The organism is Formosa sejongensis, assembly GCF_033447105.1.
GTDB lineage: Bacteria > Bacteroidota > Bacteroidia > Flavobacteriales > Flavobacteriaceae > Formosa.
Map to the genome: position 1 here is coordinate 20,412 of NZ_JAWQUN010000006.1, position 23,472 is coordinate 43,883.

Sequence of the window (23,472 nt, forward strand, 5' to 3'; positions counted from 1 at the left end):
ATATTTTTAAAAACAGAAATACAATTCCTCTTATCTTATTACTATTTTTTTAGAAACGTTCTGTACTTTCACAATATAAGTTCCTGTTTTAAGATTCTTAATATCTATTTCAGCTTTAGATGAATTAAAATTTTCTTTAAGAATTAATCGTCCAGACATATCTGTTATCTCTACATCTCCTATGTTTTGATTGTCTAAGGATAGATTCAAAAGAGCTCCATTTGATGGCACAGGATAAATTTTAAGTCTACTTTCAAATTTTGTATTAGCTCCTATTCCTAATGTTTCTTTAGAACCAAAACCTACAGTAACACCAACATCAGATTGACTGTAGGGAAACATATCTCCTCCTGCATCTAACTCTTCTGCTCCGCCATCATATTTCTCTGGTCTATCTCCACCAAGAATATCTTCAGTTAAAAAAGAATACGATCCCATTCCAGAATCTATAGCTGCACTTCCTGAAACAATTCTATAAAAATCGGAGTTGTAAGCTAACAACCCTGACGATACAGATTGGTTTCCATCTGCACCTGTTGTAATATCCCAAGACCCATTTTGTTTAATATTACCTTCAAATTTTGATGAGGTTCCAACGGGATCTGTGGTAACCTGAATCGCTTTAACTGTGTTTTCGTAAAGGATATTATTCGCTATGATTAAATTTTCTGGAGCAAGTGTAAGACTACTATTAATTTTCGTTCCTATTCTTAAACCATAATCACAATCTACAAACGTATTGTTTGTTATCGTTACGTTTTTAACCTGATAATATTCATTTAGTGCACTTCCAGGTTTTCCATTAGACACATTTATTCCACCAGTTCCGCCAGAAGTAGAATTATCCGGTTTTTTTGAGTTTACACCTTCAATATAATTATTGTAGATATTATGATTTTCTCCCATAACTCGAATCCCTCCAGAATACGTATTTTTCTTTGCAAAGAAGAAATTACTATACACTTCACAACCATTTCCATGTCGTAAAGTTAACGTCCCATTATAGTCGTCGAAAGTGTTATAAAAGTATTTATTCTTTCCACTTTTATTAGAGATAACTTCTATTTCACCACTAAATTTATAAAAATAGTTACTATACACTTCGGTATAAGAATCGGACAAAGATGTAGAGCTACTCCCTATTCTAATGGCATCTTGGTCGTTTAATTTATTCACTTCTCCAACTGGAGTTCTATTTGCAAAATAATTATGATGAATTTTATGATAATTCGCGACACCAGAACTTCTATTGTCGTTAATAATACTTCCAACACCGTGTTTCCCTACAAACGAAGAGTAACTTATTTCGTTATGAATTCCCCTAAGCAAAATCCATTTAAAAATATCTTCCTCTTGTGCTACCGTCCCATTATAACCATCAATCTTTATATTGGTAACTGTACAATTATTACAGTCGTTAGACGATTTAAATTCGATTACAGGATTACCTGTATCCAGGTTTGAAGGGTTTTGAAAAACCACACCCTTAAAAACAATATACTCACCTCCCATTTCAACATAAGAGTTTCCTTCAAAGAAAACACTCCCAAGGGTTTCTGCCTGAATAGTTATGGGTTTTTCTAATGTACCCGTTTTATTAATACTTAAATGCACATCTTTCCAAGTGTTATTAGCCAAGGTTATTGTTGTACCTGCTGTAGCATTAGAAATGGCTTTTTCAAGTTCGGAATGTGTACGAACTAATTGCCCATAAGTAGACATTGTACTTACAAGTACAACACCTGTTAAAAGGTTTAAAAATGTAGTTTTCGCCATAGTATTTAGTTTATATAGGTCACGTGTTAATTTACAAAAACCCTAGCATTTACTAAAGTTTTATATCATACATTAATCAAAAACTGAACCAAAGAAAACGTCTTATAATTTGTCAGAATTATTATAAAAACGAGAAACAATCTCATCGTAACTTTTAATCGTACTTTTTATCCAATCCATTCGTTTTTCTAACTGTTCTTGTTCAGATAATCTCCAATCAATATCAGTTCGTTTCAACTTGGTCGTAACATGCTGTAAAATAATAGCAGCCGAAACCGATATATTCAAACTTTCAGTAAAACCAACCATGGGAATCTTCAAAAAAGAATCCGCTTCATCTAGAACAGCTTGAGACAATCCTTCTGTTTCTCTCCCAAAGAAAAAACATGACGGCTTTGACACATCGAAATCATGCAATTCACAATCGTTTGTATGAGGAGTTGTTGCAACAATCTGATAGCCTTTCTGTTTTAAATCTGCAATACAATCCTTAACGTGATTATACCTATTTAAATCTACCCACTTTTGTGCGCCCATCGCAATTTCTCGGTCAATGCGTTTTGAATTTTTCTCTTCCACAATATGCACTTCTTGAATACCAAATACATCGCAACTTCTAATTACGGCACTTGTGTTATGTAATTGATACACATCTTCTGTTGCCACCGTAAAATACTTTGTGCGTTCTGGCAAAACAGTATCAAAACGCGCTTTACGCTCTGGAGTAATTATATTTTCTAAATGTTCAAGGAGTTTTAAATCGACCATTAAATGAATTGCTTATTATGAATCTTCGAATTTATAAAAATGATTTCTTATTTTTAGATTATGAAACATATAGTTGTACTTAGCGGTGCTGGAATTAGTGCCGAAAGCGGATTAAAAACATTTAGAGATAGTGATGGTTTGTGGGAAGGACACGATGTTATGGAAGTTGCCACACCGGAAGGTTTTGCGAATAACCCAGAATTGGTTTTAGATTTTTACAACCAGCGTAGGAAACAACTTCTTGAAGTTAGTCCCAATAGTGCGCATTGCGATTTGGCTGCGCTAGAAACCAAATACAAGGTTACCATAATCACCCAAAATGTAGACGATTTACACGAACGCTCCGGCAGCACTAATGTTATTCACTTACATGGTGAATTGTTAAAAGCAAGAAGTTCCTTTAATGCACTTGACATTTTTGAACATGCTGAAGCTATTAAAGTTGGAGATTTGTGTAAGAAAGGTCATCAAATCCGGCCTCATATTGTTTGGTTTGGAGAAGCTGTTCCTATGATAGATTTGGCTATGGAAGAATGTAAAACTGCAGATATCCTGATTATTATTGGCACCTCCATGCAAGTATACCCAGCTGCGGGATTAATGCATTACGTTCAGGCTCAAACTCCTGTATTTTATATAGATCCTAATCCAGCGACAATGTCTGATAAACATGTAAACACGATTCGTGAGAACGCCACTTCTGGCATGAAAACGGTATTAGAAATCTTATCTAAAAAATAAGAATCTTATAATAACTGAATATCAAAAAACAGCAAAACTGTTGTAAGTTAATATTCTTTATACTACTTTTAATTTTATGACAGATGCCGAGATAGAACAAGAAAATGCAGCGATTGCAAAAGCTTATAAAGACCTTTTAAAAGTTAGTTACAGAACCCTTTCTGAAGACGATAAAAAACTGATTCGTAAAGCATTCGACATCGCTGTTGATGCCCATAAAGACCAACGTCGAAAATCTGGAGAAGCTTACATTTTTCATCCTATCGCCGTGGCCAGACTTGTCGCCAAAGAGATCGGATTAGATGCAACATGTATTGCCGCAGCACTACTTCACGATGTTGTTGAAGATTGCCCTAGATATAAGATCGAAGATATTAGGGAACTTTTTGGAGAAACCGTTGCATTAATTGTAGAAGGTTTAACCAAAATCTCTTCCATGTCAAAAGATTTGGAAGACGTGTCCTTACAAGCAGAGAATTTTAGAAAAATGCTGCTGACTTTAAATGATGATGTACGTGTTATCATTATTAAAATCGCAGACCGTTTGCACAACATGCAAACAATGGATTCTATGCGTCCCGATAAGCAAATTAAAATTGCTAGCGAAACACTATATATTTATGCACCTTTAGCGCACCGTATTGGACTTTATAATATAAAAACAGAATTAGAAGACTTAAGTTTAAAATACACAGAACCTGAAGTCTATTTCGATATTCTGAATAAAATTAAAGATAGTAAGGAACAACAAGATGAATACATTAGAGAATTTAATGAACTAATTGAAAAATCCCTTGATAAAGAAGGCTTACAGTATACTATAAAAGGACGACCAAAATCAATTTTCTCTATCCGAAGAAAGATGATGAAGCAAGGGGTGTCTTTTGATGAAGTTTACGACAAATTCGCGGTTAGAATTATCTATAATAGTGATACGGCAAACGAGAAATTCATAGCTTGGAAAATTTATTCCATCGTTACAGATCATTTTCGTCCAAATCCTATCCGATTAAGGGATTGGATTTCTTCACCTAAATCTACAGGTTACGAAGCGCTTCACATTACCGTTATGGGGCCAAAAGGCCGTTGGGTAGAAGTTCAGATTCGTAGTGAACGTATGAACGAAATTGCAGAAAAAGGGTACGCAGCACATTACAAATACAAACAAGAAGATAATAAAGAAGATAGTTTAGACGATTGGGTTGCAAAACTACAAGACGCCTTAGAAAGTAATGAAACTAATGCCGTAGATTTTGTTGAGCAATTTAAACTCAACCTCTACTCTAAAGAAATTTTTGTCTTTACACCTAAAGGCGATTTAAAATCGTTGCCAAAAGATGCGACACCTTTAGATTTTGCATTTAATATTCATACCGAAGTGGGTATGCGTACTCGTGGTGCCAAAGTAAATGGTAAATTGGTTCCTCTTAGTTATAAGCTTAATAGTGGAGATCAAGTCGATATTTTAACTTCAGATAGCGCTAAACCAAATGCAAACTGGCTAGATTATGCCACTACTGCCAAAGCAAGAAGTAAAATTAAATCGGCTTTAAAAGAAGATAAAAAACGTATTGGCGAAGATGGAAAAGAAATTTTAAGACGAAAATTAAAACAACTTAAAATAGATTTAAACGAGAAATCTATTAACGAGTTGGTTCATTATTTCAAACTTAAAACCAGTCTAGATTTATTTTATCGCATTGGTATTGGAGCGATAGATAACACCATGCTAAAAGCGTATGCTGCTTCTAGAAGTAATGCGCTTGTAAGTTTCTTTAAAAGTAAAATAACCAGACGGTCAAATGTATCTAAAGAAGACATTGAAAAAGATGAAGTCTTCGCAAAATACGATCTGCTTGTTTTTGGAAAAGAAGAAGAAAAATTAGACTACAAGCTTTCAAGTTGTTGTAATCCCATTCCTGGGGACCAAGTATTTGGATTTATAACCGTAAATGAAGGTATAAAAGTACACAAGAAAAACTGTCCAAATGCCGTATCTTTACAATCCAATTACGCGTACAGAATTATTCAAGCCAAATGGATCGATTCCTCACAGCAAGAATATTCTGCACAATTAACGTTATCGGGAATAGACAATTTGGGTATCGTTAATCAGATTACAAAAATCATTTCTTCTAATATGCATGTTAATATTAAAAGCATGAGCTTTGAGACAGATGGCGGGCTATTTTCGGGGAAATTAAATGTAATTGTTAAGAATAATTCAATGCTAGATAAATTAGTTACGAATCTTAAAAAAATTAATGGGATAGATAAAGTGTCTAGAGTCTAAAAATATATGTAAATTTGCGGTTGAAATTATGAGTTTAAAATCAGATACAAAAAATCAGGACATTGTAAAGAATGTCTTCACTAAGTTCTTAGAAGATAACGGTCACCGTAAAACACCGGAACGTTATGCTATACTTCAAGAGATATACGATAGTGAAGTTCATTTCGATATAGAATCTCTATATCTTAACATGAAAAACAAAAAATATCGTGTTAGTCGTGCTACCCTTTACAATACTATAGAGCTACTTTTAGATTGCAGCTTAGTTAGAAAACATCAGTTTGGTCAAAATCAAGCACATTATGAAAAATCGTATTTCGACAAACAACACGATCATATTATCCTTACAGATACGGGTGAAGTTATCGAGTTTTGCGATCCAAGAATTCAATCCATAAAGCAGACTATTGAAGACGTTTTTGATATCGAAATTAAAAATCATTCGCTATATTTTTATGGCAACAGAAAAACAACAACCAAATAATATATTTTTATAATGGCAGTAGATTTACTACTAGGGTTACAATGGGGTGACGAAGGCAAAGGAAAAATTGTTGATGTACTTACTTCAAAATACAATATTATTGCCCGTTTTCAAGGGGGCCCAAACGCAGGACACACATTAGTTTTTAATGGTAAAAAACACGTTTTACATACCATTCCTTCTGGAATTTTCCACGACGATGCTATGAATTTAGTAGGTAATGGCGTTGTTATAGATCCAGTAATTTTTAAAAAAGAATTAGATAAGCTTGAAGAGCAAGGTGTAGATTACAGAAAATCGCTTCTTATATCTCGTAAAGCTCATATTATTTTACCAACACACCGTTTATTAGATGCTGCAAGTGAAGCTTCTAAAGGAAAAGCCAAAATTGGTTCTACTTTAAAAGGTATTGGTCCAACTTATATGGACAAAACTGGCCGTAACGGTTTACGTGTTGGAGATTTAGAATTAAGCGATTGGAAAGAACGTTACAGAGCTTTAGCAGATAAGCACGAGGCGATGATCGATTTTTATAATGCTGAAATTCAATACGATTTAGCAGAACTTGAAACTGAATTTTTTGAAGCTGTAGGTGTTTTAAAATCTTTAAAATTTATCGATTCTGAAGAATACGTTTACCAAGCACAAAAATCAGGAAAAACAATTCTTGCTGAAGGTGCTCAAGGGTCTCTTCTAGACATCGATTTTGGTACATATCCATTCGTTACATCTAGCAACACAACTGCTGCTGGAGCGTGTACAGGACTTGGAATAGCACCAAACCAAATAGGAGATGTTTTCGGAATTTTCAAAGCGTATACAACTCGTGTTGGTTCTGGACCTTTCCCTACCGAATTATTTGACGAAGATGGTGCAATGATGGCTAAAATCGGAAACGAATTTGGAGCTACTACAGGACGTGCTCGTCGTTGTGGTTGGTTAGATCTTGTCGCTTTAAAATATGCTTGTCAAGTAAACGGAGTTACAAAACTTATGATGATGAAAGCAGATGTATTATCTGGTTTTAAAACCTTAAAAATATGTACTGCGTATAAATATAAAGGTGAAATAATCGAACATTTCCCTTACAATATCGAACCAGAAAACGTAGAACCTATTTACACCGATTTCAATGGTTGGAGTGAAGATTTAACGAAAATGTCAGATTACTCTGAACTGCCAAAAGCATTAAACGAATATATCGACTTTTTAGAAAAAGCCTTAGAAACACCTATTACTGTTGTTTCTGTTGGTCCAGATAGAAAAGAAACTATTTTTAGATAATATTAAATAGTTTTAAAACTTTTAAAACCTGCTTAAAATATATTTAAGCAGGTTTTTTTATGCTAAATCTTTTACAATTCAGTATCGCAAATCATTTATATCCTTATTTTTGTTACAAATATTTTAATTTGAAAACAGCACAACTACGCTATATATTTCTAGTATTCCTCTTCATTTCGTTTACACAACTGTACGCGCAGCAACAAAAACGAATTAAAATCGAATACTCCGGATTCTTAACACGGGAAGTTGAATACCCAGATGCGAATGTATTAACCCGAGACGATTCTGGCCAGATACACATCATACACGAAGGTGTAAATATGTGGTGCGATAAAGCCATTTTTTACAGTAAAGAAGATTTTATTGAAGCCTATGGTAATGTTAAAATGAAACAAGGCGACACCATAAACATGGATGCCAAGTACCTGGAATATAGCGGAAAAACAAAATTAGCTTTTGCAAGTGGAGATGTTGTTTTAACAGAACCTAGTTCCGTCTTAACAACAGACACTCTATATTTTGATCGTGCTAAACAACAAGCCTTCTACAAGACTGGCGGAACTGTAGTTCGTGATTCTTCAGGAACCATTACCAGCAGAATTGGTCGGTTTTACATGGACGTAAAAAAATATCAATTTGTAAACGATGTTAAACTAGTAAACCCCCAATACATTCTAAATACAGAGCGATTGGATTATTACACCGAAAACGCCTTAGCTTATATGTATGGGCCTAGTACAATTGTTGGTGAATCGTCTAAAATATATTGCGAACGTGGATTTTACGATACCACAAACGACATTGGTTATTTTATTAAAAACTCACGAATAGATTACGATAACCGAACCGTTGAAGGTGATAGTTTATACTTCGACAGGAATAAAAGTTATGCTTCTGCAACTAACAACATTACGGTAACAGACACCTTAAACAAAAGTGTTATTAAAGGGCATTATGCCGAAGTGTACAGAGCCAAAGATTCGGTTTTTATCACCAAACGCGCCTTAGCCATTTCAGTTCAAGAAAAGGATTCATTATATATTCATGGAGATACGCTAATGGTTACAGGAAAACCTGAACATAGAATTACACGTGCGTTCAGAAATGTAAAATTATACAAGTCGGATATGAGCGGGAAAGCCGATTCTATTCACGTCGACCAGCAATCTGGTTTAACACAACTTATAAATCTTAAACGCTTAGCACCTAAAGATAATTTTGCTGTAAAACGCAGACCAATTCTTTGGAATCTTGGCAACCAAATGACTGGCGATACCATTCATATTAAATCGAATACAATTGAAGAAAAAATAGATTCACTAATCGTTTTCGAAAATGCATTTATAATTAGTAAAGACACGTTTGGACTTGGATTTAATCAAATTTCTGGTCAGAGATTATACGGAACATTTAATGATGCTAATCAATTAAAACAAGTTGATATTATTAGAAATGCAGAATCTATTTATTATGCCCGAAACGACAAACAAGAGCTAATAGGTATTGAAAAATCTAAATCGGCAAGTATCGCCATGTTCTTCGAAGGCAATGAAATCAATGAAGTCAGAAAAAACGATGAAGTTGATGGCTCCTTATATCCTGAATCTAAATATCCTCCAAACGCAAAAAAATTAAGAGGTTTTGATTGGCGAGAAGACGAGCGACCAATTAGTGTTGAAGATTTATTTAGAGATGATGAACCTTTAAATCTTCCCATTATAAAGGGATTGGATCCATATGTGCCACAAGATGAATTTTTCGATGAAGAATTAATGAAACGTGCCGAAAAAGTAGAAGAAAGCAATAAGACTAATAATCTTCAGAATCCTTCAAAAGCCTCTAGACACTTTCCTAGTCAGGATTCAATTCCAAAATTAACTCAACCCTTAAAAAAACCAATAAAACAACCTGCAACTCTAAACGAAACACCTTAAAGTAATGAAGGATAAATTCTTTAAATATCAAGCGCAAACATCTCCATTCCCTTTGGCTCTGGAAATATCACATGCTAAAGGATCTTACATTTACGACACAAATAATAAGGCATATTTAGATTTTGTTGCTGGAGTTTCGGCTTGCAGTTTAGGCCATGGTCATCCTAAAGTTGTAAACGCAATAAAAGATCAATTAGATAAATATATGCACGTTATGGTGTATGGAGAATATATTCAAAAACCTGCAGTAGAATTGGCTCAATTTTTCGCAGAACACACCCCAGAACCCTTAGAGAAAACGTATTTTGTAAACTCTGGAACCGAGGCTATCGAAGGTGCTTTAAAGCTAGCCAAACGTGCTACAGGCAGGAGTGAAATTATTGGAGCAAAGCATGCATATCATGGAAATACTATGGGATCTATGAGTGTTATGGATTTCGAAGAACGCAAACAAGCATACAGACCTTTAGTTCCGGGAGCAAAATTTATTACATTTAATAACGAAGCCGATTTAAAAGAAATAACAACTAAAACTGCCGCAGTAATTTTAGAAACCATACAAGGTGGTGCTGGTTTTATAGTGCCAAAAAACGGATATTTAACTAAAGTAAAAGCGCAATGTGAAGCTGTAGGTGCTCTTTTAATTTTAGATGAAATTCAGCCAGGAATAGGCAGAACAGGAAAATTATTTGGGTTTGAAAATTACAATTGCACACCCGATATTTTGGTCACCGGAAAAGGTCTAGGCGGTGGTATGCCCATTGGAGCCTTTACAGCATCAACCAAACTCATGGATCAATTAAAAGAAGATCCTAAAATGGGACACATTACAACCTTTGGTGGACATCCCGTTATTGCTGCAGCTGCATTAGCAACATTAAAAGAGGTTACCGAAACGAACTTAATGACAGAAGCTTTAGAAAAAGAACAGTTAATTAGGCACTTATTACAGCATCCGTTAATCACGGAAATTCGTGGAAAAGGCTTAATGCTTGCTGCTTTAACACCGAGTGCAGAGATTACAAATCAGGTGATTTTAGAAGCTCAAGACCAAGGTTTAATAGCATTTTGGTTACTTTTTGAACCCAGAGCAATCCGAATAACACCTCCTTTAACCATTTCTAACGAAGAAATAGAAAAAGGATGCGATATTATTATTAACATTTTAAACGGTATAAAAATCTAAATTCCAACACAATACATTAAAACAATTCCTTTATCCTTTCTAGATGTTGATTACTTTGTTGAAAAGATTTATTTGGCTTTTTAATAATGCTTAAATTTGTACGTTACATTTAATAGTATAAGAAACCATATACATTTGCCTATGGAGTTCAGTCCTAACAACAACGAGTTACCCTTAACTAAATTTGAATCAATGCTTAAAACTAATCATGTTTTATTTTTTGATTCAGAAGAGTTTGAGAATATCATTCATTATTATTTAGATTTAGGTAAAATCGCTTTAGCTAAAAAAGCAATTAAGTTGGGTTTAGATCAACATCCTACATGTACCAATCTAAAACTTTTTAGAATTGAGGTTTTTGTTTTCGAAAACAAATTAGAACAAGCAGATACTATGCTTAATGATTTATACACGTTAGAACCTCAGAATGAAGAAATTTATATTCAGAAAGCAAATATCTTATCTAAAAGAGATCAGCATGAACAAGCGATTGATGTCTTAAAAAAAGCAATTAATCTGTCTGAAGAAACTGCCGATTTACATTCTTTAATAGGCATGGAATATTTATTCCTTGATAAATTTGAAGAAGCAAAAAACAGTTTTATAAAATGTTTAGAAGAAGATCTTGATGATTATTCTGCTTTATATAATATGATTTATTGTTTCGAGTTTATGGAACAATATGAAGAAGCAACAGAATATCTTAACATTTACTTAGACAAAAACCCTTATAGCGAAGTAGCTTGGCACCAACTTGGTAAACAATATTTTGCATTAAAACGCTATAAAAAAGCAATTGCAGCTTACGATTTCGCCATTATTTCCGACGACACTTTTGTAGGTGCATATATTGAAAAAGGAAAGGTTCTTGAAAAATTAAAACGTTTTGAAGCTGCTATAGAAAGTTACACAACATCTTTAACGTTAGATGATCCAACCTCTTTTGCGTTATTACGTATTGGCCTTTGCTACGAGAAATTAGGAAAAAATGATTTAGCTATTCAATTTTTTAATGAAACGGTTCGTGAAGATCCGATGTTAGATAAAGGTTGGGTTGCAATAACGAAATTTTACAGCAAGCAAAAAGATTATCAAAAAGCATTATACTATGTTAATAAAGCTTTAAGTATTGATGGAGATAATGTAAAGTATTGGAAAATATACGCACAAATTAATCACCGTTTAAACTTTTTAGAAGAAGCAGAACAAGGTTACAAAAAAGCGATAGAATTAGGTAATTACGAATTGAACACCTGGTTATCTCGTTGCGACATTTTAATAAAAATAGGAGAACCTGAAGCTGCCATTTACAATCTATTACAAGCCGCAGAATTTTATCCTGAAAATGCAGAAATTGAATATAGATTGGCTGGTTTATATTTTAAAGGGAACGAACCTGAAAAGGCATCTTTTCATTTAAAAAACGGTTTGCATTATAATCCTGAATATGTTTTTATAATTGAAGAACTTTTTCCTGAAACTTACAAATCTAAGCTTGTAAAAAAAGCACTTAAAGCTAAAGATTAGCCAACTCTATCTAGGTAAAATTCATACCTTTGGGTTTCGAATTTAAAACCTAAAAATGCAACGACATTTAAAAGACTACCTAATTATTTCGCTTAAAGGTATGGCCATGGGTGCTGCAGATGCGGTTCCCGGTGTTTCTGGTGGTACAATAGCTTTTATTTCTGGAATATACGAAGAACTTATATCAACCATTAGTGGTGTCAATCTTTCACTTTTTAAAACATTAATTAATGAAGGTTTAGCATCGTTTTGGAAACAATTAAACGGAAACTTTCTATTAGCATTACTTACAGGTATTATAGTAAGCTTTGTTTCGTTTATGCGAGTTGCCAAATATTTACTAGAGCACCACCCCATCCTTATTTGGTCTTTCTTTTTTGGACTAATTATCGCTAGTATTTTCTTTGTAGGAAAACAAATTAATCGGTGGAATTTACCCACAATTATTAGCCTAATTATTGGTGCAGTATTAGCCTTTTACATCACGACTCTACCCTCTTTAAATAGTAACGACAGTCCTTGGTTTTTATTTTTTGCTGGAGCAATAGCAATTTGTGCTATGATTTTACCTGGAATTTCCGGATCTTTTATTCTTGTTATTTTAGGAGCTTACAAAACATTAAGTGATGCACTAACTGACTTAGATTTAAAAAAAATTATATTGTTTGCTGCTGGAGCTTTAATAGGATTACTAAGTTTTAGTCACATTTTAAAATGGCTATTTAAACATTATCACAATACGACTTTAGCAGTTCTAACCGGGTTCATTTTTGGTTCATTAAACAAAGTATGGCCTTGGAAACTTACCACTACAGTACTAGAAAAAGAAACGGGACAAATTTTACCATTTTCAGAAGTTTCTAATTTAGGAACATTATCTATCTATGAAAAGCAAATGCAAGTTAGTGAAGTCTATAAAACGATAACTGAACACAGTACATTACCTTCAATGTATTCTAATTTGAACCATATTGATGCACATGTAATTCCTGCAATAACACTTATGATTTTCGGATTTTTAACTATCTTTATTTTAGAAAAAGTAGGAACTAGAAAGAGTTAATGGAAAACACTAGAACATTATCAGATAAAATTTTCTTAGTCTTAAAAGGATTAGGAATGGGAGCTGCCAATAAGGTTCCTGGGATTTCTGGTGGTGTCGTCGCTTTTGTTTCTGGTTTCTATGAAGAGTTTATTTATTCGCTTCAAAAATTTAATGGAAAAGCCTTTAAACTTCTTATTAGCGGAAGGTTTAGAAGTCTTTATCAATATATAAACGGTAAATTTTTAAGTCTTCTATTTTTAGGAATGATTATCAGTTATTTCAGTATTTCTAAAATTTTAGATTTTTTAATTCAACATTACGAATTGTTTGTTTGGAGTGTTTTCTTCGGCATGATTATAGGCTCGATATATTACATAAGTAAAGATTTTGAAGATTGGAATTACCGAACTCTAATCTCCCTAATTATAGGGACAGCCTTAGGTATAAGTATAAGTTTTTTAGACCCCGCGAAGGAAAATGACAATCTCTGGTTTGTATTTTTCTGTGGAATTATTAGCGTCTCCGGAATGACACTTCCTGGTTTCTCCGGTTCGTTTATACTAATTTTATTAGGCAACTACGTCTTACTTCTTGTAGACTCTGTAAATGCACTATACGATACAGTTGCAGACATAATACGTTGGAATTTCGATTTCACAACAGATCCATTCAGGGTTCGTTTATTACAAGTTTTGGCCGTTTTTACACTAGGATCTATAACAGGGTTGGTCACGTTTTCTCATGTTTTAAGTTATATTTTAAAACACTACAAAAGCATAACAATGGCATCTATTATTGGTTTTATAGTTGGTTCTTTAGGTGTTGTCTGGCCATGGAAACACACCATTTACAAAACATTAGAATCTGGAGAATTATCTTTAGATTCAACAGGAAACAAAGTAGTAACTAATTACATACGATATATTCCCGATTTAAATTCTGAAACCAGCATTGCATTAATTCTTATTATTTTAGGGATTGGCCTAGTGTTATGGTTAGGTGTTTACGGTGAAAAAACACGAACAATCCATGAATAAATTAGGCCTTGTAGGAAAGCAGATTTCATATTCGTTTTCGAACTCTTATTTTAAACAAAAGTTTGAAGATTTAAATATTACAGACACTACCTATCAAAATTTTGATTTAGATGATATTTCTGAATTTCCTTCAATATTTAAAAATCATCCTGAAGTAAGAGGATTAAATGTTACTATTCCGTACAAGGAACAAGTGATACCTTTTTTGGACAAATTAGATAAAAAAGCAAAAAAAATTGGTGCAGTAAATACAATTAAAATCACTAAAAAAGGGAAATTAATTGGAAGCAACACTGATTATTACGGCTTTAAAAAATCTATAGAACCGTATTTAAGATCTTATCACGATCATGCTTTAATTTTGGGGACTGGTGGTGCAAGTAAAGCCATCGCTTTTGCTTTAAAGAAACTAAAGATAAAATTTAAGTACGTATCTAGATCGCCTAAAAATGACCAAACCATTAGTTACGACGCATTATCTTCTGAAGTGATTAAAAATCACAAATTAATTATTAATTGTTCGCCTGTAGGCACATTTCCTAATATTAAAGATTGTCCAAATATTCCTTACGACGCACTTACAAACGAGCATTTACTTTTCGACTTAATTTATAATCCAAGTGAAACTACATTTTTAAGAAAAGGTCGCGAACAAAAAGCAACGACTTTAAACGGATTAAACATGTTAGTTTTTCAAGCCGAAAAAGCTTGGAAAATCTGGAATTTATAAATCAAAAATACGGTCTCATTAAAATTATACAACACTTTGTAATTATGTGAGTTGTTAGTATCTTTAGAGACTTATAATAATGAACCAAAACATTTTTTAAAATGTCAGAGCAAGATAACCTACAACCTGTAGACGGAAACGAAGAACAAAAACCGATAGCAGAGACTTCGGAATTAACTCCACAAATTGAAACAACTTCAGCACCTCTAGAGGATGCAAAAAATGAAGATGTTGTATTTGAAGAAATAGAAGCCTCAAACGCTGAAGATGCAGAAGATGAAGGCAGTAATGAGCGACACACCATTCCGGTTAAAGAATATGACACCATGTCGTTGGAAGCTTTAGTTATCGAACTTGAAAAATTGGTATCAGAAGAAAAAGCTCAAGCCATTAAAGATCATGTAGATGGTATTAAAAACGAGTTTAATTCAAAATTCAACACATTAATAGACGAAAAAAAGGAAGACTTTTTAAATGAAGGCGGTAACGAAATAGACTTCTACTTCTCTAGCCCAGTTCAAAAACGTTTTAAAGACGCCTATAAAGATTACAAAGGAAAACTACATTCGCATTATAAAAATATTGAAACCAATTTAAAAGGCAATCTTGAGAATAGGCTTCGAATTATTGAAGAAATTAAAGGTTTAATTAATGTTGAAGAAAACATTAATACAACATACAAGCATTTTAAAGACTTACAAGATCAATGGGGCAGCGCAGGTCCTATTCCTAGAGATAAATACAATAATGCTTGGAATAGCTACCACCACCATGTCGAAATTTTTTACGATTTCCTTCATTTAAATCGTGATTTGAGAGATTTAGATTTTAAACACAATCTAGATTTAAAAATAAAAATTATTGAACGTGCTGAAGAATTATCTCAAGACGACGACACAAATCGTTCGTTTAGAGAATTACAAGTGCTTCATAAAATGTGGAAAGAAGAACTAGGCCCTGTTTCTAAAGAACATCGCGAAGAGATTTGGAACCGCTTTAAAGCTGCTACAAAAATAATTCACAATAAACGTCAAGCGTATTATGACGTGTTAGATAAGGTTTATGAAGTAAATCTTGAGAAGAAATCAGAAATCATTCAGAAAATTGAAGCTATAACCAACGAAGGAGCAAAATCTCACAACGGTTGGCAAGCTAAGATTAAAGAAGTAGAGCAATTAAGAGAATCATTTTTTAGCGCTGGAAAAGTGCCTATAAAATTAAATGAATCTACTTGGTCGAAATTTAAAGAAACTGTTAGAGCATTTAATCGCAAAAAGAATGTGTTCTATAAAGATTTAAAGAAAGAGCAATTTGATAATCTTCAGAAAAAACTTGACTTAATCAAAATTGCTGAAGACCATAAAGACAGCGAAGATACCGATGCGACTACACCAATAATGAAGAGAATTCAGAACGATTGGAAAAAAATCGGTCATGTGCCACGTAAGGATAGTGATAAAATATGGAAGCAATTTAAAGCCGCTTGTAATGCATATTTCGATAAAATACATTCTAAAAAGAATGCAGAAAATGAAGTAGAAGCTGCCGCCTTTAAAGCTAAATCCGAACTTTTAGACACTTTAAAAACCTTAGAATTCACAGATGAAAAGGAAAGTGATTTAGAACTTATTAAAACACAAATTTCTGCTTGGAAATCGATTGGTCGCGTACCAGCAAACAAACGATTTATAGAAGGTAAATTCAACAAAACTTTAGACGATCTTTTTAAACAAGCAAAAGTTAGTAAAAATGAAGCAGAGCTAATTAAGTTTGAAAACAAATTAGACGAGCTTAGTAATGCTGAAGATTCAAGACATTTAGACAACGAACGATTATTTATTCGTAAAAAGATAGACGAACTTAAAGGAGAAATTAACCAGTTGGAAAACAACTTACAATTTTTTACAAATGTAAAAGACGATAATCCTTTGGTTAAAGAAGTTCATGCAAATATTACAAGACACAAGGATGCTTTAAAACTTTGGAAAACAAAACTTAGTAAAATAAAAGCGTTGTATTAATTCGCCTTTTTAATATTCTTAAAAAAGTTCCTTCTAAATGGTTTAGAAGGAACTTTTTTTATGTTTTTAGGTTTCAAAAATTAACGAAAAACAACTGCAAATAATAAATTTTCAATCGAAAACGATTGCGAAAAATCTTATTTCTAAGTTTCCTCTTTATTAGAAAAAACCACATTATCTTTGACGTTAATTCAACGAAATTCAACCTATTAATATGGAAGATAAGAAAACAATTATAGTTGTTGGTGGTGGTTTTGCAGGTTTAGAATTAATCAATCAATTAAAAAATGCACCCCAATATAATATTATTTTAGTCGACTTAAATAACTACAACTTTTTCCCTCCTTTATTATATCAAGTTGCCGCTGGTTTTATGGAACCATCTGCAATTAGTTATCCATTTAGAAAAATTTTAAGAAAACATGAAAATGTAAAATTTTGGATGGGAGAATTACAAAAAGTAATTCCTAGTGAAAACAAAATCATTTTAAGTAATGGTGAATTAAATTACGACATTTTGGTTATGGCTTCTGGTGCTGAAACTAATTTCTTTGGCAATAAAAATATCGAAGAAAACAGTTTACCTATGAAAACCATTTCTGATGCTTTAGCTTTACGAAATTTAATTTTTACACGCTTAGAACGTGCAACAAGAATAACAGATACTGAAAAAAGAAAAAAACTACTCTCGTTTGTAATTGCCGGAGCTGGCCCAACTGGGGTAGAACTTTCAGGATTGTTCTCTGAAATGCGTTTACACATTTTAACCAAAGATTATCCGGAGCTAAATTCTAGTGACTTAGGGAACATTTACCTTATCGATGGTCAAGATGCAGTGCTTGCTGCTATGTCTAAAAAAACACAAGGTTATACTCACGAAAAATTAGAAGAATATGGTGTGGTTATTAAACTTAACACCTTTGTAAAAGATTTTAAAGACGATGTTGTTTCACTTTCTGATGGTACAGAAATACAATCTAGAAACTTAATTTGGGCTGCAGGAATTTCGGCTAAAACTTTTGAAGGATTTAAAGAAGAAAATCACGGTAGAGGGAAACGCTTAAAAACAAACAGCTTTAACCTTGTAGAAAGCTATACTAATATTTATGCCCTTGGTGACACATCTATAGTTATTGGAGATAAAGATTATCCAAACGGACATCCGCAATTGGCTCAGGTTGCTATTCAGCAGGCAAAAACATTAGGTAAAAACATAAAATCTAATACGTGGGAACCATTTAAATATTCGGATAAAGGTTCTATGGCCATTATTGGAAGCAATAAGGCTGTAACAGATGGTCCCGATCATAAATTCTTCCTAAAAGGATTCATCGCCTGGTGTGTTTGGATTTTTGTGCATATTATGTCCTTGGTTAGTTTTAGAAATAGAATGCGTGCATTTTACGATTGGATGGGGTATTATATTAATAAAGACCAATCTTTTAGAATGATAATTAGACCTAAAGAGAAAAAAAATAATTAAGAAATCTTTATAAAAAACTAAATCCTACTTGAGAGAAATTAACACAAGTGTAATTTTCAAGTAGGATTGAGTTACTAACTAAACCGATATTCCCTAACCTATAAAGAAATAATCTATTTTGAATGACATAGTTTAAAATGTAAGGATTATGCTATTAATCTCAACCTATGAAGAATTATGCCATTCATACTATTATATACGGGAGAATAATGGGATTGGATTACGAGTATTGAAAAAAATTAGAGTTTTTTTGCTTCTTCCCAAAACACATCCATTTCTGCTAACGTCATATCTTTTAAAGATTTGTCTAATAGCGCGGCTTTCCCCTCTAAATATTCAAATCGTTTCTTAAATTTTTTATTTGTGCGTTCCAATGCATTTTCTGGATTTATTTTTAAAAAACGAGCATAATTAACCAACGAAAACAGAACATCTCCAAATTCATCTTCCATAGCATCCTGGTTTCCGTTTGAAATTTCAGCTTTAAATTCCTGTAATTCCTCTTCCACTTTTTCCCAAACTTGTTGTGGTTCTTCCCAATCGAAACCAACACCTGCTACTTTTTCCTGAATTCTACTTGCTTTTACTAAGGCCGGTAAACTATTTGGAACGCCTTGCAAGACACTTTTATTTCCTTCTTTAAGTTTTAATTTTTCCCAATTTCGTTTTACATCTTCTTCATTTTCAACTTTAACATCTCCATAAATATGCGGATGTCTACTCACTAATTTATCGCAAATACTATGGCAAACATCGGCGATATCGAAATCTTTAGTTTCACTACCAATTTTAGAATAAAACACAATGTGTAACAATACATCTCCTAATTCTTTTTTAATTTCTTGTAAATCTTTATCTAAAATAGCATCTCCTAATTCGTACGTTTCTTCAATGGTTAAATGACGTAAGGTTTCCATGGTTTGCTTTTTATCCCACGGACATTGTTCTCGTAATTCGTCCATAATGGTTAATAGTCTATCGAAAGATTCAAGTTGTTGAGCACGTGTATTCATAGGATATAAGTTAAGAGAAATGATGAATTTTTAATTAGTCTAAAGGTAATGAAAAACAAAAGTCCGACTCTAGGTCGGACTTTAATTTGTTTGTTTGAAGTTTGAATTTATTCTTTTTCAGAGATCGTTTCTTCGCTAGCAACTTCTTCAGTTTCTAATTCTTCAGATTCACTTTCGAAATCTAATAAATCATTTTTCTGAAGTAAATTATACCATTGAATTACTTTTTTAATATCGCTTGGATACACGCGGTCTTCATCGTAGTTTGGTAAAATTCCGAAGAAATACTCTTCTAATTTATCCTTACTGTCTTTATGACTAATAGTTGAAGGTGCGTTATTCTCTTTTGTTGCAATAGTTTGAAGTACGATTTTTAAAGGCACTTCTTCTGTTAATGTGTAAATAGCAATTTCGCTTAACACGCTAACATTATGATTCATCGTTACAGAAAGTCTCTTATTATCTAATAAAGATTCTGCGATAAACCCGTTACGCGTTTGCATGATTAATTTGTATAATCCTGGTTTTCCTGAAATAGCTAATACTTTATCTAAGCTCATAAATTATTTTTTAAAAGATGGCAAATATCTTGTGTTTGTATGTGTTATACAAATATTATCGTTTCTTATTTTGTTTTGGAAATCGCATTTTGTAATCCACATTGATTTTTCCTTTGGAGATGTTGTCTAAACGTCCTTTAATTAAACGTTTTTTTAAGGTAGATAGTTTCTCTGTAAATAAAATTCCTTCAATGTGGTCGTATTCATGTTGAATAACACGCGCTATAAGACCTTCGTAAGTTTCAACATACGATTTAAAATTTTCGTCTTGGTACTCAATAGTTACTTTTGGTTTTCTAAAGACATCTTCACGAACATCTGGAATGCTTAAACAGCCTTCATTAAAAACCCACTCATCACCTTCTTCAACAGTAATTTCGGCATTAATAAATACTTTTCTGAATCCTTTTAAGGCCTCTTGTTCCTCTTCAGACAAATCCTCATCTTCGGCAAAAGGCGTGGTATCTATAATAAACAAACGAATTGGCAAACCTATTTGTGGCGCTGCAAGTCCTACCCCAAATGCATTGTACATGGTTTCGAACATATTATCCAAAATCTCATTTAATTTCGGATATTCTGGATCAATATCTTGTCCAACTTTTTTTAGTACGGGATCGCCATATGCGACTATTGGTAATATCATTTTTGTGCGTTGTAAAAATTGAAATGCAAAAATACAATTCTTACTGTTAATAGCCTATAGTAAAAAACTCCTTTAACAAGTAGTCTTAAATTTTATGAAGTTTTAACTTTTAGCAAGTCGCTTTATCATTAAGAACACTAAACAAATCTAGTGTACATTTAATTTTAGAGTTTACAGTAGTATTAATTAAATCTTGATGTTTGTTAACAATATTTAGAGATTTAACATTTTTAAGAGAAAATGTCTCGCAAGGCAGTACTTTTGCGACTCTTATTTCTGTTGGAATAGTTTGATCAATTTTTTTAATATCGTGGTTCTGTGCCTTAAGATGCATGGAGCCAAAGCCCAACACGATTATAAAAAAAAATAATTTATTATAGTTCATAGCATTAACTAATTTGAAACAAATATAGATGCTAAGTATTGTTCTTATAAAAATTTTAGTCAAACACCGATTAATTCTCGATAAGAAGCTAAAATTTAAGAAAATTCTCTAAAAAACGCTATTTATTTTGAAGATAAGTAACTCTGTAAAATTAAAGTAGCGCTAATTTCGTCGACCAAAGCCTTATTTTTACGTTGTTTTTTTTTCAAGCCACCATCAATCATGGTTTGAAAAGCCATTTTAGACGTAAAGCGTTCATCGACTCGGGCTACAGGAATTTCTGGAATTGCTTTTAATAATTTTTGAAGAAATGGTATAATTAAAGCTTCACTTTCAGATGCTGTGGCATCCATTTGTTTAGGTTCTCCAACCACAAAAAGCTCAACATTTTCTTTAGCAATATAATCTTTTAAAAACGGAATTAACTCTTTTGTATTTACTGTAGTAAGTCCAGAAGCTATAATCTGAAGCTCATCGGTTACTGCAATTCCTGTTCTTACTTTTCCAAAATCTATTGCTAAAACACGTGCCATTTTATATCTTTTTCAGCAAAGTTACTATTAACAATCTCAATTATAATAGATTCTATATATAAAGATTTAGGTATTTTTTATGGTAACGGTTTTAAGGAGATAGATTATAAAACTATATTTGAGGAAATTTAAAGATTTACAATGAAAGAATTACAATCTATCATAGAAGAAGCTTGGGAAAACAGAGCTTTATTATCAGAAGAAACAACTCAACAAGCGATTAGAAAAGTAGTTTCTCTATTAGATGCAGGAGAATTACGTGTTGCAGAACCAACCGAAAATGGATGGCAAGTAAACGAATGGGTAAAAAAAGGTGTTGTACTTTATTTCCCAATTCAGAAAATGGAAACTATAGAATGTGGACCTTTAGAATTCCACGATAAAATTCCATTAAAAACAGGTTATGCTGAAAAAGGAATTCGTGTTGTACCTCACGCAGTTGCACGTCATGGAGCTTACATTTCTTCTGGTGTTATATTAATGCCTAGTTATGTAAATATTGGTGCTTATGTAGACGAAGGAACGATGGTCGATACTTGGGCTACTGTTGGTAGTTGTGCACAAATTGGTAAAAACGTTCACCTTTCTGGTGGTGTTGGTATTGGTGGTGTATTAGAACCATTACAAGCTGCTCCAGTTATTATAGAAGATAATGTTTTTGTTGGATCGCGTTGTATTGTTGTTGAAGGTGTTCATGTTGAAACCGAAGCTGTTTTAGGTGCAAATGTTGTATTAACAATGAGTACTAAAATTATTGATGTTACTGGAGATACTCCTGTAGAAACTAAAGGTCGTGTTCCTGCACGTTCTGTTGTGATCCCTGGAAGTTATACTAAAAAATTCCCTGCTGGAGAATTTCAAGTGCCTTGTGCCTTAATTATCGGAAAACGTAAAGAAAGTACAGATAAGAAAACCTCTTTAAATAATGCGCTTCGTGATAATAACGTTGCGGTATAAATGAAGATTTTAGTTATACAACAGAAAATGATTGGAGATGTGCTTACAAGTAGTATTTTATTTGAAATACTACGAAAAGAATATCCCAATGCAACCTTGCATTATCTTATTAATGCGAATACATTTTCTGTTGTAGAACATAATCCGTACATAGATAATTTTATTATTTTCCCAAAAACGGCTGAGAAAAACACGAAAGCGCTGTTCAAATTTGCGAAAGATATTCAACATCACGAATTTGATATTGTTATAGATGTTTACTCGAAACTTTCAAGTAAAATAATTAGCTATTATACTAAGGGAAAAACAAGAATATCTTATCATAAATGGTATTCTGAATGGATTTACACAGAAACAGTAAAACGTTCTAAAAAAGCAAAAACTAGTGCTGGTTTAGCCATAGAAAACAGAATTCAACTTTTAACACCTTTAGTTAAAGCACTTCCTGAGTTTATAAAACCAAAAATTTATTTAACTCATCCAGAAATTGAACAGAGCAAACAGTTTTTAGAATCCAATGGTCTTAATCTAAACGAAACTGTATTTATGATTGGTGTTTTAGGAAGTGGCGATTCCAAATCCTATCCTTTAAAATACATGGCAGAAGTAATTGATACTATTGTTGAAGCTACAAAAGCTCAAATTTTATTCAATTATATCCCTTCTCAGCTAAGTCAGGCACAACAGATTTTTGATGCCTGTAAACCAGAAACTAAAAATTATATTTTTTTCAATGTCTACGGTAAAAGCTTAAGAGAATTTTTAGGAATTTTACATCATTGTGGAGCTATTATAGGTAATGAGGGTGGCGCTATAAACATGGCAAAAGCACTGAATATTAAAACCTTTACGATTTTCTCACCTTGGATAGACAAAGAAACGTGGAGTATTTTTGAAGATAGCACCAATAATGTTTCTGTTCATTTAAAAGATTATCAGCCAGAACTGTACGGAGCGAAACATGAAAAGGATCTGAAAAAGGAAAGTCTATCTTTATATAAAAAATTTACCCCAAATTATTTTAAAAATGTTTTAATCAATTTTTTAAAACCTTTTTAAAGCATAA

General features: G+C 32.7%; 20 protein-coding genes. 14 read left to right on the top strand and 6 right to left on the bottom strand.

Going from position 1 to position 23,472, the window contains the following annotated elements; translation table 11 throughout:
• Positions 1-30: 30 nt before the first annotated feature.
• Entirely contained in the window at positions 31-1,776 is a 1,746-nt protein-coding gene (locus R6X41_RS08175; protein WP_318499152.1) for a chondroitinase-B domain-containing protein, read from the bottom strand.
• A gap of 102 nt (positions 1,777-1,878) precedes the next feature.
• A complete protein-coding gene (locus tag R6X41_RS08180) occupies positions 1,879-2,544 on the bottom strand; it encodes a TrmH family RNA methyltransferase (RefSeq protein ID WP_318499154.1) in 666 nt (221 codons plus the stop codon).
• A gap of 60 nt (positions 2,545-2,604) precedes the next feature.
• Here R6X41_RS08180 and R6X41_RS08185 point away from each other — a divergent pair, with 60 nt between their 5' ends.
• The 12 genes from R6X41_RS08185 (at position 2,605) to R6X41_RS08240 (ending at position 18,312) form a co-directional block, all read left to right on the top strand.
• Positions 2,605-3,285 carry an SIR2 family NAD-dependent protein deacylase gene (locus tag R6X41_RS08185; RefSeq protein ID WP_318499156.1) on the top strand — a complete coding sequence of 227 codons (681 nt, stop codon included), beginning with the start codon at positions 2,605-2,607 and terminating at the stop codon, positions 3,283-3,285.
• 76 nt (positions 3,286-3,361) lie between these two features.
• A complete protein-coding gene (locus R6X41_RS08190) occupies positions 3,362-5,578 on the top strand; it encodes a RelA/SpoT family protein (protein ID WP_318499158.1) in 2,217 nt (738 codons plus the stop codon).
• Between the two features lie 28 nt (positions 5,579-5,606).
• Complete coding sequence (locus R6X41_RS08195) at positions 5,607-6,062, top strand: Fur family transcriptional regulator (RefSeq protein ID WP_318499160.1); 456 nt, start codon at positions 5,607-5,609, stop codon at positions 6,060-6,062.
• A 12-nt stretch (positions 6,063-6,074) separates the two neighbouring features.
• On the top strand, positions 6,075-7,346 hold the full coding sequence (locus R6X41_RS08200; protein WP_318499162.1) for an adenylosuccinate synthase: 1,272 nt from the start codon (positions 6,075-6,077) through the stop codon (positions 7,344-7,346).
• A 128-nt stretch (positions 7,347-7,474) separates the two neighbouring features.
• Positions 7,475-9,283 carry an OstA-like protein gene (locus R6X41_RS08205; protein WP_318499164.1) on the top strand — a complete coding sequence of 603 codons (1,809 nt, stop codon included), beginning with the start codon at positions 7,475-7,477 and terminating at the stop codon, positions 9,281-9,283.
• Positions 9,284-9,287: 4 nt separating this feature from the next.
• Positions 9,288-10,469: an aspartate aminotransferase family protein gene (locus R6X41_RS08210; protein ID WP_318499165.1), complete on the top strand. Its 1,182-nt coding sequence runs from the start codon at positions 9,288-9,290 to the stop codon at positions 10,467-10,469.
• Positions 10,470-10,610: 141 nt separating this feature from the next.
• Positions 10,611-11,996, top strand: coding sequence for a tetratricopeptide repeat protein (locus R6X41_RS08215; protein ID WP_412176261.1), 1,386 nt, complete (start codon positions 10,611-10,613; stop codon positions 11,994-11,996).
• A 55-nt stretch (positions 11,997-12,051) separates the two neighbouring features.
• On the top strand, positions 12,052-13,059 hold the full coding sequence (locus R6X41_RS08220; RefSeq protein WP_318499168.1) for a DUF368 domain-containing protein: 1,008 nt from the start codon (positions 12,052-12,054) through the stop codon (positions 13,057-13,059).
• Positions 13,059-14,078, top strand: coding sequence for a DUF368 domain-containing protein (locus tag R6X41_RS08225; RefSeq protein ID WP_318499170.1), 1,020 nt, complete (start codon positions 13,059-13,061; stop codon positions 14,076-14,078). Before R6X41_RS08220 ends, R6X41_RS08225 begins: the two co-directional genes overlap by 1 nt.
• Complete coding sequence (locus R6X41_RS08230; protein ID WP_318499172.1) at positions 14,071-14,808, top strand: shikimate dehydrogenase family protein; 738 nt, start codon at positions 14,071-14,073, stop codon at positions 14,806-14,808. The genes R6X41_RS08225 and R6X41_RS08230 overlap by 8 nt, the downstream gene beginning before the upstream one ends.
• Before the next feature lie 101 nt (positions 14,809-14,909).
• Complete coding sequence (locus tag R6X41_RS08235) at positions 14,910-16,829, top strand: DUF349 domain-containing protein (protein WP_318499174.1); 1,920 nt, start codon at positions 14,910-14,912, stop codon at positions 16,827-16,829.
• Positions 16,830-17,043: 214 nt separating this feature from the next.
• The gene (locus R6X41_RS08240; RefSeq protein WP_318499176.1) at positions 17,044-18,312 is read left to right on the top strand and encodes an NAD(P)/FAD-dependent oxidoreductase; all 1,269 of its coding nucleotides are present in this window, start codon (positions 17,044-17,046) and stop codon (positions 18,310-18,312) included.
• 239 nt (positions 18,313-18,551) lie between these two features.
• Here R6X41_RS08240 and mazG read toward each other — a convergent pair whose 3' ends face one another.
• From mazG to ruvX, 4 genes are all read right to left on the bottom strand, one after another.
• A complete protein-coding gene (gene mazG, locus R6X41_RS08245) occupies positions 18,552-19,325 on the bottom strand; it encodes a nucleoside triphosphate pyrophosphohydrolase (RefSeq protein WP_318499178.1) in 774 nt (257 codons plus the stop codon).
• A gap of 107 nt (positions 19,326-19,432) precedes the next feature.
• On the bottom strand, positions 19,433-19,885 hold the full coding sequence (locus tag R6X41_RS08250; RefSeq protein WP_318499180.1) for a DUF5606 family protein: 453 nt from the start codon (positions 19,883-19,885) through the stop codon (positions 19,433-19,435).
• Between the two features lie 55 nt (positions 19,886-19,940).
• Entirely contained in the window at positions 19,941-20,531 is a 591-nt protein-coding gene (gene def, locus R6X41_RS08255) for a peptide deformylase (protein ID WP_318499182.1), read from the bottom strand.
• Between the two features lie 507 nt (positions 20,532-21,038).
• Positions 21,039-21,449: a Holliday junction resolvase RuvX gene (gene ruvX, locus R6X41_RS08260; RefSeq protein ID WP_318499184.1), complete on the bottom strand. Its 411-nt coding sequence runs from the start codon at positions 21,447-21,449 to the stop codon at positions 21,039-21,041.
• A gap of 141 nt (positions 21,450-21,590) precedes the next feature.
• On the opposite strand from ruvX, the gene R6X41_RS08265 reads away from it, so the two are divergent.
• The gene (locus tag R6X41_RS08265) at positions 21,591-22,406 is read left to right on the top strand and encodes a 2,3,4,5-tetrahydropyridine-2,6-dicarboxylate N-succinyltransferase (RefSeq protein ID WP_318499186.1); all 816 of its coding nucleotides are present in this window, start codon (positions 21,591-21,593) and stop codon (positions 22,404-22,406) included.
• Positions 22,407-23,465 (top strand): glycosyltransferase family 9 protein, encoded by a 1,059-nt coding sequence (locus R6X41_RS08270; RefSeq protein ID WP_318499188.1) that lies wholly within the window; start codon positions 22,407-22,409, stop codon positions 23,463-23,465.
• The last annotated feature ends 7 nt before the right edge of the window (positions 23,466-23,472 follow it).

Coding starts and splice junctions, on each gene's coding strand:
- R6X41_RS08200 (WP_318499162.1), top strand. CDS start 6,075: ATGGCAGTAGATTTACTACTAGGGTTACAATGGGGTGACGAAGGCAAA.
- ruvX (WP_318499184.1), bottom strand. CDS start 21,449: ATGGCACGTGTTTTAGCAATAGATTTTGGAAAAGTAAGAACAGGAATT.
- R6X41_RS08220 (WP_318499168.1), top strand. CDS start 12,052: ATGCAACGACATTTAAAAGACTACCTAATTATTTCGCTTAAAGGTATG.
- R6X41_RS08195 (WP_318499160.1), top strand. CDS start 5,607: ATGAGTTTAAAATCAGATACAAAAAATCAGGACATTGTAAAGAATGTC.
- def (WP_318499182.1), bottom strand. CDS start 20,531: ATGATATTACCAATAGTCGCATATGGCGATCCCGTACTAAAAAAAGTT.
- R6X41_RS08230 (WP_318499172.1), top strand. CDS start 14,071: ATGAATAAATTAGGCCTTGTAGGAAAGCAGATTTCATATTCGTTTTCG.
- R6X41_RS08210 (WP_318499165.1), top strand. CDS start 9,288: ATGAAGGATAAATTCTTTAAATATCAAGCGCAAACATCTCCATTCCCT.
- mazG (WP_318499178.1), bottom strand. CDS start 19,325: ATGAATACACGTGCTCAACAACTTGAATCTTTCGATAGACTATTAACC.
- R6X41_RS08185 (WP_318499156.1), top strand. CDS start 2,605: ATGAAACATATAGTTGTACTTAGCGGTGCTGGAATTAGTGCCGAAAGC.
- R6X41_RS08270 (WP_318499188.1), top strand. CDS start 22,407: ATGAAGATTTTAGTTATACAACAGAAAATGATTGGAGATGTGCTTACA.
- R6X41_RS08265 (WP_318499186.1), top strand. CDS start 21,591: ATGAAAGAATTACAATCTATCATAGAAGAAGCTTGGGAAAACAGAGCT.
- R6X41_RS08240 (WP_318499176.1), top strand. CDS start 17,044: ATGGAAGATAAGAAAACAATTATAGTTGTTGGTGGTGGTTTTGCAGGT.
- R6X41_RS08235 (WP_318499174.1), top strand. CDS start 14,910: ATGTCAGAGCAAGATAACCTACAACCTGTAGACGGAAACGAAGAACAA.
- R6X41_RS08215 (WP_412176261.1), top strand. CDS start 10,611: ATGGAGTTCAGTCCTAACAACAACGAGTTACCCTTAACTAAATTTGAA.
- R6X41_RS08250 (WP_318499180.1), bottom strand. CDS start 19,885: ATGAGCTTAGATAAAGTATTAGCTATTTCAGGAAAACCAGGATTATAC.
- R6X41_RS08175 (WP_318499152.1), bottom strand. CDS start 1,776: ATGGCGAAAACTACATTTTTAAACCTTTTAACAGGTGTTGTACTTGTA.
- R6X41_RS08180 (WP_318499154.1), bottom strand. CDS start 2,544: ATGGTCGATTTAAAACTCCTTGAACATTTAGAAAATATAATTACTCCA.
- R6X41_RS08190 (WP_318499158.1), top strand. CDS start 3,362: ATGACAGATGCCGAGATAGAACAAGAAAATGCAGCGATTGCAAAAGCT.
- R6X41_RS08225 (WP_318499170.1), top strand. CDS start 13,059: ATGGAAAACACTAGAACATTATCAGATAAAATTTTCTTAGTCTTAAAA.